At 71.6% G+C, this 11837-nt stretch carries 10 protein-coding genes and 1 pseudogene; 10 read left to right on the top strand and 1 reads right to left on the bottom strand.

Going from position 1 to position 11837, the window contains the following annotated elements; translation table 11 throughout:
- Nucleotides 1–12 precede the first annotated feature (12 nt).
- The 4 genes from WME98_RS20015 to WME98_RS20000 all read left to right on the top strand — a co-directional run bounded on the left by WME98_RS20015 (nucleotide 13) and on the right by WME98_RS20000 (nucleotide 5311).
- Nucleotides 13–1710 (top strand): ATP-binding protein, encoded by a 1698-nt coding sequence (locus WME98_RS20015; RefSeq protein ID WP_437952721.1) that lies wholly within the window; start codon nucleotides 13–15, stop codon nucleotides 1708–1710.
- 631 nt (nucleotides 1711–2341) lie between these two features.
- A complete protein-coding gene (locus WME98_RS20010) occupies nucleotides 2342–4075 on the top strand; it encodes an amidohydrolase (protein WP_437952720.1) in 1734 nt (577 codons plus the stop codon).
- Between the two features lie 150 nt (nucleotides 4076–4225).
- Nucleotides 4226–4882 carry an HAD family hydrolase gene (locus tag WME98_RS20005; protein WP_437952719.1) on the top strand — a complete coding sequence of 219 codons (657 nt, stop codon included), beginning with the start codon at nucleotides 4226–4228 and terminating at the stop codon, nucleotides 4880–4882.
- A 45-nt stretch (nucleotides 4883–4927) separates the two neighbouring features.
- Nucleotides 4928–5311: a hypothetical protein gene (locus WME98_RS20000; RefSeq protein WP_437952718.1), complete on the top strand. Its 384-nt coding sequence runs from the start codon at nucleotides 4928–4930 to the stop codon at nucleotides 5309–5311.
- A gap of 18 nt (nucleotides 5312–5329) precedes the next feature.
- Here the strand turns inward: WME98_RS20000 and WME98_RS19995 are convergent, their stop codons facing one another.
- On the bottom strand, nucleotides 5330–6196 hold the full coding sequence (locus WME98_RS19995; protein WP_437952717.1) for a DUF899 domain-containing protein: 867 nt from the start codon (nucleotides 6194–6196) through the stop codon (nucleotides 5330–5332).
- A gap of 350 nt (nucleotides 6197–6546) precedes the next feature.
- Here WME98_RS19995 and WME98_RS19990 point away from each other — a divergent pair, with 350 nt between their 5' ends.
- From WME98_RS19990 to WME98_RS19965, 6 genes and pseudogenes are all read left to right on the top strand, one after another.
- On the top strand, nucleotides 6547–7185 hold the full coding sequence (locus WME98_RS19990; RefSeq protein WP_437952716.1) for an OmpA family protein: 639 nt from the start codon (nucleotides 6547–6549) through the stop codon (nucleotides 7183–7185).
- A gap of 51 nt (nucleotides 7186–7236) precedes the next feature.
- The gene (locus tag WME98_RS19985) at nucleotides 7237–7623 is read left to right on the top strand and encodes an AgmX/PglI C-terminal domain-containing protein (protein ID WP_437952715.1); all 387 of its coding nucleotides are present in this window, start codon (nucleotides 7237–7239) and stop codon (nucleotides 7621–7623) included.
- Nucleotides 7624–7694: 71 nt separating this feature from the next.
- Nucleotides 7695–7793 (top strand): annotated as a pseudogene (locus WME98_RS19980) (GNAT family N-acetyltransferase); the annotation flags it as partial.
- A gap of 467 nt (nucleotides 7794–8260) precedes the next feature.
- Nucleotides 8261–9409: a hypothetical protein gene (locus tag WME98_RS19975; RefSeq protein ID WP_437952714.1), complete on the top strand. Its 1149-nt coding sequence runs from the start codon at nucleotides 8261–8263 to the stop codon at nucleotides 9407–9409.
- A 233-nt stretch (nucleotides 9410–9642) separates the two neighbouring features.
- A complete protein-coding gene (locus tag WME98_RS19970) occupies nucleotides 9643–10371 on the top strand; it encodes a metallophosphoesterase family protein (RefSeq protein WP_437952713.1) in 729 nt (242 codons plus the stop codon).
- A gap of 721 nt (nucleotides 10372–11092) precedes the next feature.
- Nucleotides 11093–11554, top strand: a complete 462-nt coding sequence (locus tag WME98_RS19965) for a hypothetical protein (RefSeq protein WP_061622719.1) — start codon at nucleotides 11093–11095, stop codon at nucleotides 11552–11554.
- The last annotated feature ends 283 nt before the right edge of the window (nucleotides 11555–11837 follow it).

Genomic DNA, 11837 nt, shown 5'->3' with positions numbered 1-11837 from the left:
CGCTCCCCGCCCGTGTCAGGCGAGTCGGCGGCCGGCGCCCTCGGCGGCATCGAGCGGCCGATGGGCGACGGCTGCCCGCCCGACAGCCATGCGATCCCCCAGCGCTACGGCGGGGCCGTCCTGGCGGGCATCGCGGCCGTCGGGATGACGGCCCTCGTCTGGCCGAACATCGATCTCCGGAACGGCTATTTTCTTCTGCCGCTCATCGCCATCGTCTTCGTGTCCGTCCGCGCCGGCTTCGGGCCCGCCATCGCGACCGGGATCATCGGAGGGTTCGGGGGGGCATACCTCGTCCTGGAGCCTCGCGGTTCCTTCGCCATCGACTCGAGAGCCGATGTGTTGGTGCTCTCGCTGTACGGCGTCGTCGGGCTCGCCACCGGCGGGCTGGGCGCCGCGGTGCGGTCGACCCACCTGCGCACCGGGGCGCTGGCGGCCCAGTACGCGGCGCTGCACGAGCAGGCGAAGCGCCGGGCAGCTCAGCAGGCGGCGGTCGCCGCCGTGGGGCAGCAGGCGCTCGCGGGCGCCGCGACAGACGACCTCCTGGAGAGCGCCGCCCGGCAGACCGCCGCGGCGCTCGGCACCGAGGAGGTGGGCGTCTTCGAGGTGCTGCCCGACAGCATCACGCTCGTGCGGCGCGCAGCCGTGGGCCGCTGCCCGCGCGCCGCCGGGGCCGAGCGGATCGACGCCGGGCCCGGAACCCAGGCCGGCCACACGCTCTCGCGCGTGGAGGCGGTCGTGTTCGACGACCTGCCCGGCGACCGGCGGTTCCGGCCTGCCCCCTGCCTGCTCGCGCAGGGCATCAAGAGCGGGATGAGCGTGAGCGTCCACGGCTTCGGCGCCCTCTGCGCGTGCACGACGCGCGCGCGGAGGTTCACGGACGACGAGGTCCATTTCATCGGGGCGATCGCGAACGTGCTCGCCAGCGCGATCCTCTGCCGGCGCGCCGAGGCGCAGCGCGCGCGGCTGTACCAGGACGCGGAGGACGCCATCAAGCGGCGCGACGATTTCCTGGCGCTGGCCGCGCACGAGCTCAAGACGCCGCTCACGCCGCTGAGGCTCCTCGCGGGCAGCATCCTGCGGGCCGTGCAGCGAAACGCGCCCGCGGAGGCGCTGCGCGAGAAGACGGCGGTCATCCTCCGGCAGGTCGATCGGCTCGCGGAGCTCGTGGACGACCTGCTCGACGTCTCGCGCCTCACCGCGGGGCGCCTCGATCTGCAGCTCGAGGAGGTCGATCTGGCGGCGGTGGTGCGCGACGTGGCGTGGCGCTTCCGGGACTCGCTCTCGCGCGCGGGCTACGCGCTGCGCGTCGCCGCGGATGAGCCGGTCAGCGGGCGATGGGACCGGACGCGCGTCGACCAGATCGTCACGAACCTCCTGTCCAACGCCGCGAAGTACGGCGCGGGCAACCCCATCGACGTCGAGGTCGCGGGGGACGACCGGACGGCGCTCCTCGTGGTGCGGGACCGGGGCATCGGCATCGCGCCCCAGGACCACGTCCGCATCTTCGAGCGGTTCGAGCGCGCCGCGGACCACGCGTCGTACGGCGGGCTCGGGCTCGGGCTCTGGATCGTGCGCCACGTCCTCGCGTCGCTCGGCGGGACCATTCGGGTCGAGAGCGCGCTCGGCGCGGGCACGACGTTCATCGTCGAGCTGCCGCGGCGCGCGGCCGGCGAGGACGACGACGGGCGCCACGGCGCTCACCCGAAATAGCCGTCGTGATCCCCTGATCGACGCCGGCGCAGGCCGCCGCGAGCGCGCCTCCCTCGCCCAGCGGAGGGGCGGCGCTCGGATGCATCGACGGCGTTCGCCGTCGATGCTGGACAGACGTCATCGATACTCCCAAGAGCTACGCGTTCGACGCGGGATTTCTTCCTCGGCACGCTCGATGGCAATCCTTGCTGCTCCTTGCCCAGACGGTGGGGCAATCGTTGCCAGTACGGCAAAGTTTGCCACGCGCACGCTGGACCCGCAGGCGAGCTCCAGTGCGCGACCACGCTCCACGAAGTCTACAACGCCATGCAGAACGACGACGTCTGCGGTCCTCTGGTCCAACAGTACCAGACGGCCATGAGCTGCTTGTCGCAGGAGATGTCCTGTGAGGAGCTCGACAGTGCCAGTAGTGGTCAACTTTGCCCAGAGAGAGTCCACATGAAGGCGGGAAGGCGGGAAGAAAACCTTAATGCTCTTCCCGCCTTCCCGCCTTCACGTTCAAATTCGACCACGACTCGCAACCCGCTCCTCGGGGACTCCCCATCCCCTTCCTGCGGCGCTGGCTCGGCCGAGGTGAGGCCGACGCCCTGACCGCCGTTGCGCGCCCCGCGCGGGTGCTAGGGTGGCGCTCATGTCGAACGTGCTCCGAGCGGCGCTCCTGAGCCTCTTCGGCAGCCTCGCCCTCGGCTGTGCCTCCGCTGGCCCGCCCGCCGCCGCGCCGGCGCCCTCGACGCCGGCAGAGCCCCCAGCGCCCGCAGATCTCGTGATCACGGCCGGCGTCGTCCGGACCATGGACCCCAGGAGCCCGCTCGCCGAGGCGGTCGCCGTGCGCGGCGAGCGGATCGTCTTCGTGGGCAGCGCGGCCGACGCGAGGGCCTTCGTCGGACCGGCGACGCGCGTCGTGGAGCTGCCGGGGCGCGCGGTCGTGCCCGGGCTCGTCGACGGGCACGCCCACCTCTACGGGCTCGGCGTCGCGCTGGAGACGCCGAGCGTGCGCGGCGCGAGGAGCGCGGAGGCGGCGGCGGCGGTCGTCGCCGAGGCGGCGAAGGCCCGCCCGAGGGGCGAGTGGATCACCGGGCGCGGCTGGGACCAGAACCTCTGGCCGGGCGCGGCGTTCCCCACGCACGCCCCGCTCGACGCCGCGGCGCCGGAGCACCCGGTGGCGTTGCGCCGCGTCGACGGGCACGCGCTCTGGGGCAACGCGGCGGCGATGCGCGCCGCCGGGGTCGGCAGGGGCGCGCAGGATCCGCCGGGCGGGCGCATCCTGCGCGACGCGGCGGGCGAGCCGACGGGCGTCTTCATCGACAGCGCGATGGACCTCGTCGAGGCCAAGATCCCGGCCGATCCGCCCGCCGTGCGCGAGCGGCGCATCCTGCGCGCCGCCGAGGAGGCGCTCTCGTCCGGGCTCACGGGCGTGCACGAGATGGGCATCGACGACGAGACCGTGGCGGTCTACCGCGCGCTCGCCGCCGCCGGGCGGCTGCCGATCCGCGTCCACGCGTACCTCGCCGGCGCGGGGCGGCTCGAGGGGCTGCGGGCGCGCGCGCCCGACGCGGACGCGGCGGGCACGGCGATGTTCGTGCTGCGCGGGGTCAAGCTCTTCGCCGACGGCGCGCTCGGCTCGCGCGGCGCGGCGCTCCTGGAGCCGTACGCGGACGAGCCCTCGACGAGCGGCCTCCTGCTGATGGATCGCGAGGCGCTCGCGCGCGCGGCGCGGCTCGTCGCCGACGCGGGCTTCCAGCTCGCGGTGCACGCCATCGGCGACCGCGCGAACCGCGCCGTGCTCGACGCGTTCGAGGCGCTCGGCCCGGGGCGGGCGGCGGCGCTCCGGTTCCGGGTGGAGCACGCGCAGATCGTCTCGCCCGACGATCTGCCGCGGTTCGCGGCGCTCGGCGCGATCGCGTCGGTGCAGCCGACGCACGCGACGAGCGACATGCCGTGGGCGCCCGCGCGGCTCGGCGCCCGCCGCCTGAAGGGCGCGTACGCCTTTCGGTCGCTGCTCGCGTCGGGCGCGCGCGTCGTGTTCGGCTCGGATTTCCCGGTGGAGGAGCCCTCGCCGCTGCTCGGCATCTACGCGGCCGTGACCCGGCAGGATCTCTCGGGACAGCCCCCGGGCGGGTGGATGCCCGAGGAGCGGCTCGACCTCGACGAGGCGCTCCTGGCCTTCACCGCGGCGCCCGCGTACGCGGCCTGGGCCGAGGGCCAGCGGGGCCGGATCGCGGAAGGCTTCGTGGCCGATCTGACGGTCCTCGGCCGGGATCTCTCGCCCGATCGCTCGCTCGTCGACACGCCGATCGACATGGTGGTCGTGGGCGGCCGCGTGGCGCGCGCGCCGCGCGATGAGGGCGCGGCGCGCGCGCCATGAGGGCGTGCGCGCCGCGCGATGAGGGCGCGGCGCGCGCGCCATGAGGGCGTGCGCCTCCGCGGAGCACGGCTCCGCCGGCCGGGCGGCCGGGCTCGCCGTTGCAGCCTGCGGCCCCGCTCGCCTACGCTCGCGCGCGAGGGAACCTGCGGGATGATCCACGCCGTCCTCTTCGATCTGGACAACTGCCTGAGCGCGGCGGACGAGGTGGGGAGAGAGCTCCTCGATCCGGTGTTCGCGGCGATCCGGCGGGCGAACCAGGGCGAGCTCTCCGAGGAGGCGCTCGAGCGGGCATTCTCCGACTGCTGGCGCCACGCGCTCGATTACGTCGCCCGGGAGCACGGCTTCTCCGCGGAGATGCTCGCGGACGGCTGGGCGGCGTGCGCCCGGCTGGAGGTGAGGGCGCCGATGCGCGGCTACCCCGACCTCGGCGCGCTCGCCGAGCTGCCTACCCTGCGCTTCCTGGTGACGTCCGGCTTTCGACGGCTCCAGGAGAGCAAGATCAGGGCGCTCGGCATCGAGCGGCTCTTCGCGGGGATCCACGTCGACGCGATCGATGAGCCGGGCAGGAAGGGGAAGCAGGGGATCTTCGAGGAGATCTTGCGCGCTCGCCGCCTCGACCCCAGGGAGGTGCTCGTGGTCGGCGACAACCTGGAGTCGGAGATCGAGGCCGGAAACCGGCTCGGGATCAGGACGGTGCAGATCCTGCGGCCGGGCGTGCCACGGGGCGAGGACGCGACGTACACCGTCCGCGGCCTGGATGAGCTGAAGGCGCTCGTGACGCGCGAGAACGGAGGGCGAGCTCCGTGAAGCGCGAGCGGGCCGCCGAGCGCGTGCGAGCGTAGGATCGGGCGCATGATCGCACGCTACCAGATCGTCCGCGGGCGCCGTCGCGACGGCGATCCGCTGCCAGCAGGCAAGCGGTACGATACGCGCAAACACACGCAGCACGTCCTGAGGCCCACCCCGGAGATCGTCGAAGCGTTCCTGTCCGACCCGTCGCAAGCGGGCTTCGAGCGGTTCCGCGCCGCCTACATCGCGGTGCTCGATCAGCGGTTTGCGGAGCAAGCGTCGCGCTTCGACGCGCTGGCGCAGGAGGCCCGGCAGGGCGACGTCTTCCTCGGCTGCAACTGCCCCACGGCGCGCCAACCCGACGTTCGGCGCTGTCACACGTCGCTGGCGCTGGAGTACCTCGCCCGCAAGTACCCGGATCTGGACGTGAGGTTCGCAGCGCGGTGAGGGGTCATCCGGCGCGGCTCAGCGCCGCAGCCGAGAGCAGCAGTCGTCGGCCTCGGGGGCGGCGGGCGCGGGCCGCGCGCCGCTCGAGTCGGACAGATCCTCCTGCTCGTCGGGGTAGCGGATGCGCTCGTCGCCGGCCTTGGCGCCCTGCCCGGCGCTCCGCCCCTTGGGCTCTTCCCAGTCCTCCTGGCGCCCGAGCGCGGTCAGGTCGAGGAAGTAATACGAGCCGCCCGTCGACTCCGTGCCGCGCCCGTAGGTCGAGTAGGTGTGGTACACGCGCTCGCCGTCGCGCAGGAAGCAGCTCAGCCCGTGCAGGTCGAAGGGCTGCTTGCCGCCCAGATAATAAGCGGAGCCCGCCTGTTCGTGCTCGGCGGGGGTACGGTAGTTGTACTCCACCGGCGCGACCGACTCGTCGAGCGTGACGTGGTAGTCGTAGTTGAAGCGGCTGCCTTCCGACGAGTACCAGGGTACCGGCCAGCCCATGCGCGCCTTGAACGGCGCGATCTTCTCCCACGGAGCGCGCGAGATGAACGCGAACGTGGTGTCGACATGGTGCCAGTGCCGCAGGTGTCCCTTCGAGATCTGATCGGCGAAGCCCGAGCAGCTCGGGCAGCCGCGGTCCTTGGGTTTGCCGTCCTCGAACAGCCACATGAAGTGATAAACGATGAGCTGCTGCCGGCCCTCGAACAGGTCGAGCAGGCGCAGCCTGCCGTGCTGCCCCGAGAACTCGTACGGCTCGGTCACCTCGACCATCGGCAGGCGCCGGCGATCCGCGTTGAGCTGGTCGCGCGCTCGCGTCAGCTCCTTCTCACGGGTAAGCAGCGCCTTGCGCTCTTCCAGCCACTCGGCGCGCGAGACGACGCGCGGTAGTTCGATCCGGGTCATGGGTACGTCTCCAGGGTCATCGGGAATGGGCCTCGCCCGGTGCGGGCGCTGCCCGGGGACGGGCTCGGAGCATGGACCGCCGGAGCGCGCGGATCTCATCGGCGCGTCGGTCGAGAACGCGACGATGGATCGCCCGTCACGCATATGGCACGCCGATTGCGTGGTGCGCCGGCGCGAGCCGTTCCGGTGAAAATCCGGGCTAGCTCGCGGCGCCTGATCTGGGCTAGGGTGCGAGGCATGGAGCTCGCCCGCGAGCCGACCTTACCTCTATCCGGGGTGTTCGTCGTGCTCGCGCTGAGCGCGCCGCCCAGCGACCTGGGCCCGTGATAGCGGCCCTTGGAGTCTCGATCATGAACGAACTCTCCGACAACCAAAGCGCGAGGCGCCGTCCGCGCCCTCGCTCCTGGCCCGGCGCCCATCGCGTGTCGCGGCGCCCCGCGGGCCTCGGGCCTCGGCTCGCCCTTGCCTTGCTCGTGGGCGTGAGCCTCGGCTCGGCGGCCTGCGGCGGCGTCACCGCGTTCGAAGGGGGGCGGGCGTTCACCATCGCGGGCACGCCCCCGCCGCCCCCGCCCCCGCCCCCGCCCGAGAAGAAGCGCGTGGAGGTGACGGAGAAGCAGATCGTCATCAACGAGAAGATCCTCTTCGAGCACGACAAGGCGGTGATCCGGACGGAGTCGCACAGCCTGCTCAACGAGGTCGTCGACACGATCAAGAAGCACCCGCACATCAAGAAGATCGCCATCGAGGGGCACGCGAGCTCCGATGGCGCGGACGAGCACAACCTGAAGCTCTCGGATCGCCGCGCGAAGGCGGTGATGGAGTACCTCGTCCAGCACGGGATCCCTCAGGGCATGCTCACCGCCAAGGGCTTCGGCGAGACCAAGCCCATCGCGGACAACGAGACGGAGGAGGGGCGTGAGAAGAACCGCCGGGTCGAGTTCAACATCGTCGAGCAGGACACCGCGAAGCCCGCGGCGGAGGGGCAGTAGATGCTGATCCGGGGTCGATCCACGAACGCTGCTCCCGGCAAGGAGGCGCGCATGAAGCATTGGCTCTTGGGTGTTGTCGTTCTGGCCTCGTCGGGCGCGTCCACGGGGTGCTCCTTCGCGCTGCGTAGCCCGGAGATGTACCGGGACGACACGGCCGCGCTGCTCGCGACGAGAGAGGAGCAGATCCGCGCGTGCTACGACGCGGAGCTCGCCCGGAACCCCGGCGCGGAGGGCAAGGTCACCGTCAGCTTTCTCGTGCTCGAGGACAGCGGCCGCCTCGTGGACATCGTCGTCGAGCCGGAGGGCACCACCGCCTCGAAGGAGGTGGCGAGCTGCGTCGTCGACTCGATCGAGGGGCTCGTCCTGACGCCGGCGGATGAGAACAAGGGCAAGGGGAAGTTCGTCTGGGAGTTCACGCCCCGGTCCCCGAAAGCTTAGCGCGGGTTTCGGCGGGGACTGGTGCACCGCCCTCTGTCGCTCACCGCCGTCTTCCGCCGTTCGCCCTCCCTCTTCCCTCCTCCGTCTTCCCTCTTCCCTCCTCCGTCTTCCCTCTTCCCTCCTCCGTCTTCCCTCTTCCCTCCTCCGTCTTCCCTCTTCCCTCTTTCGTGCGCGTGCGCGTGCTCGTGCGCGATTCCGCCGGAGTGAGCGCGCACGCGCACGCGCACGAAGGACGAGCACGGAAGACGATAGACGGCAGACGAGGGACGAGGGACGGACGACGTCTCCATGATGCCCGAGCCAAAACCGCTCTAGCCCCCGGCGGCGGGATGACACCGCACCGCGGCGGGTCGCCGCGGAACGGGTCCACGACAGTGTCATTCGGCCGCGACGCGAGCTGTCACGCGCGCGCGACAGCGCCCCTGGGTCCCCCTCGTGACAAGCCAGGCCGCTCGACGCCGCGGGCCTGACGCTCAAGGCCAGATCGCCGTCGATCAACGCACCTCGCGACGCCGGACACGAGGCTTGGCCTGAGCGGGTCTCGCTGCGCGGCGCCCACGGCATGCGCGTTGCAGTCTCCCTTCCGCGATCACACCACGATCGCTGTCAACGTCGGAATCGAGGAAGGGGACTGATCATGAAAAGCAAGGCTCTGCTCGTGGGCTCGCTCGTCGCCGGCATCATGAGCGTAGGTTGCGGTGAAGCTCACGATGGGACCGAGGAGGGCGAGGTGGACTCCGCCCAGCAGGCGCTCATCTCTCGCACCTGGGCGTATGCCTGGGCGCAGCAGGCGACGGGCTCGTTCACCGCGAGCTCGAGCTACTCGCGGAGCTCCTCCGGTGACCTCTTCGGGCAGGGCGTGGACAACACCGTCACGCAGCTCGGCACTGGGCGGTATCGCGCGCGATTTCCAGGCATCGGCGCGGATGCCGGCGGCAACGTCCAGGTCACGGCCTACGGTCCGGGCTCCGAGCGCTGCAAGGTCGAGGGCTGGAACGGGAGCGGCGATGCCGTCGACGTCCGCGTCAATTGCTTCACCGCCGGCGGCGCGCCGGTCGACACCCTCTTCAGCATCGCGTATGTCCGCAAGTCGGGCACAGGGCCCTCGCACGAAGCGTACGTCTGGGCGGACAACCCGACGGCGCCGGCGTACACGCCGAACCTGACGTACCAGTTCAACTCGAGCGGCGAGAGCAACACGATCGAGCGCCAGGGCGTGGGTCGCTACGCCGTCACCCTGCCGTCGCAGACCGCGGCCGGCGGGACGGTGGAGGTCACGGCCTACGGCCCGGGAAGCGAGCACTGCAAGGTCAGCAGCTGGGCGCAGTCCGGAGACGACGCCGTGGTCTACGTGCGATGCTTCGACAGCTCGGGCGCCCCGTCGGATGGGCGTTTCACCCTGAACTTCGGCCGATCGACGCAGGTCAACGGCGCGCTGTCGTACAGCTACGCCTGGGCGCACGACGCCACCGCCGCGGCGTACACGCCGAGCCTCTCCTATCAGAAAGGCTACATCGCGGGCGACGTGGGTGACGTCACAACCGACATCACCGCCGGGCGCACGTCCGCAGGCCGCTATGTCGTCAACCTCCCCGGCATGGCGGCGACCGGCTCGAACGTGCAGGTCACGGCCTACGGCGCCGGCTCGGAGCACTGCAAGGTCGTCAGCTGGTCCGGTGACGCGGCGGAGACGCAGGCCTACGTCGCCTGCTTCGACGCCAGCGGCGCGGCGGCGGACGCGCGCTTCGTCATCGTGTTCACGGACACCAAGACCCTCTTCTTGTGAGGATGTCAAGGGCGGGCGAGCGCGCCCGGTGAGCGAAACGTCGACTGCATCCGTCGACCCCGAGCCGAGATCGCCACGCGGGACCACAGGCATCGCTCGGGCGGACGCGAGGGGCTGGAGGCGACGCCGGACATGGTCTAGCCTTTCGGGTTGTCGCTCGACCAACCGCCGCACCACCGCGGCGCCGAGGGCCGCCCCAGCGCCCCGACGGCCGCCCGCGAAGAGGTCCTCCCATGCGCGTCGCCCTGATATCCGACATTCACGGCAATGAAGTGGCGCTCAGGGCCGTGCTGGCCAGCATCCAGGCGGCCGGCGTCGATCAGGTGATCTGCCTCGGGGACGTCGCGACGCTGGGGCCGCGGCCCCGGGCCATCCTGGACATGCTGCGGGAGCTCGGGTGTCCGTGCATCCTCGGCAACCACGATGAGTTCATGCTGGATCCGGGGCTGATCCGCACCTACACCGAGGCGCCCATCGTGATCGACGCGGTGGACTGGTGCCGTGATCAGCTGTCCGCGGACGACCTCGACTTCCTGCGCACGTTCCAGGCGCGCCTCACGATCCCGCTCGACGACCGCGCGACGCTCCTCCTGTTTCACGGCTCGCCCCGGTCTCACATGGAGGATCTCCTCTCGAGCACGCCGGCCGAGGAGCTGGATCGCCGCCTCGACGGCCACGCGGCGACGGTGATGGCCGGCGGGCACACGCACCTCCAGATGCTCCGCCAGCACCGCGGCGCGCTCCTCGTGAACCCGGGGAGCGTCGGGCTCCCGTTCAAGGAGTACGCGAACGGCGGGCCGCCGACGCTGCTGCACCACGCCGAGTACGCGATCGTGGAGGCGCGCGGCGGCGCCGTGAGCGTCAGCCTGCACCGGGTGCCGGTCGACCGGGACGCCGTCCGCGCGGCCGTGAGCGCGTGGGACAACCCGATGCGCGGCGCGCTGCTGCAGCAATATGCCTGAGGGCGCGCGGCCCGCAGTCGTGGTCAAATTTGAACATGAAGGCGGGGAGGCGGGAAGAAAACCTCAATTATCTTCCCACCTTCCCGCCTTCATGTGGACTCTCTCTGGGCAAAGTTGACCACTACCCGGCCCGCGGCGAGAGAGCGCCTCGAGACCGGGCTCGGCCAGCATCACTTTGCACTCGTTGGAGGGTGTCTGGCACGATTTGAACTCCGGCTCTATCCCCTACGTGAAGCTCCACGGCGGCGACATCCGGCTCATCTATCGCGACCAGAACCACCCTGACGGGTCGCGGAATAGGACATCAAGTGCATCGGCGACGCGCTGTTGGGCCGGCTTCGCTGGATGAAGAACCCCGCGATGAGGGGGTTTCGGTCGGAGACGATCTCCACGCCGGCCGCTCGATGCGGTCGACGCGCTCGCCCGCACGTCGTGCTGGAGCAGCCCGGCGGCCTCGAGCACAGAGCGGTGCGCAACCCGGCGGGTGAGGCGTGGGCGAACCGCCCGCGCTGTCCCCGCGGGCGTGGAGCCGCCGCCGGTGTGGCCGGGAGCGAGCTCCGGCGCCGCCCCGGGCGCGCCGCGCCTCGATGACCGCCGAGCGCCGCGAGCGGCGCCCGCGGATCCTGCGGCGCCGGCGGGGCCGACAGCCCCGATCTACGTGCGGCGGGGCGCGGCGTTCTGGTAGCCTCGAGGGGGCGCGCCGGCGTGCGATGGAGTCCCGATGACGAAATACGAGCAGATCAAGCTGTCCTATGAGGCGTCGAAGGCGGCGATCGGCCAGGTCGCGGAGGAGCTCCTGCACTGGATATACGAGCTGCGGGACCACATGGCCTGGCCGCGGGACAAGTGGGCGCTCAACCGGATCGCCGGCGATGTCCACGCCAACGGGCTGCTGCAGCGGTTCGTCGTCGAGAATCACCCCGGCGTCGGCGAGGTGTTGAAGTGCCAGCTGTCGCTCACCGTCGAGGAAGAGCTGCCGTTCACCGTCGACTTCTTCGCGGTGGGCAGGACCGACCGGGGCCTCCTCGTCGTCCTCGTCGGCGGCGAGCAGATCACCGTCAGCAAGGCCGCCCCCGAGCCGTTCTTCGAGAAGGCCGTGGAGCACATCCGGCAGCAGGCGAGGCGCGTGGCAAAGACGCGCCGCGTGGGGGCCGTCGCCGGCACGCCCCACCGCCCGGCCTAGCCCCCGGCGCGAGGCGCCCAGGCGAGCGCCGCCGTCGCAGAGCACCAAGGCTGCGCCGCCGCCATCGAGAGGCTCCGCGGCGCCGCCACCGGGGAGCAGCTTCGAGCGAGCGAGCGCGGCCAGACTTCACCGGCGAAACCCGCCCCGGCCAAAACGAAAGCCGAAGCCCCACGGCGCGTGCGCAAACGCACGATATCTCGTCGGGACACCCCTGGCCCAGCTCCTGCTTCTACTGGACGGCGAGCGCCTGAGGGACGGTTATCCCCCCCCCAACCGTCGGACA

The sequence above is a fragment of the Sorangium sp. So ce296 genome (genome assembly GCF_051529605.1).
In the GTDB taxonomy this organism is placed as follows: Bacteria; Myxococcota_A; Polyangia; order Polyangiales; family Polyangiaceae; genus Sorangium; species Sorangium cellulosum_D.
This window is presented reverse-complemented; position numbering and strand designations above follow the sequence as displayed.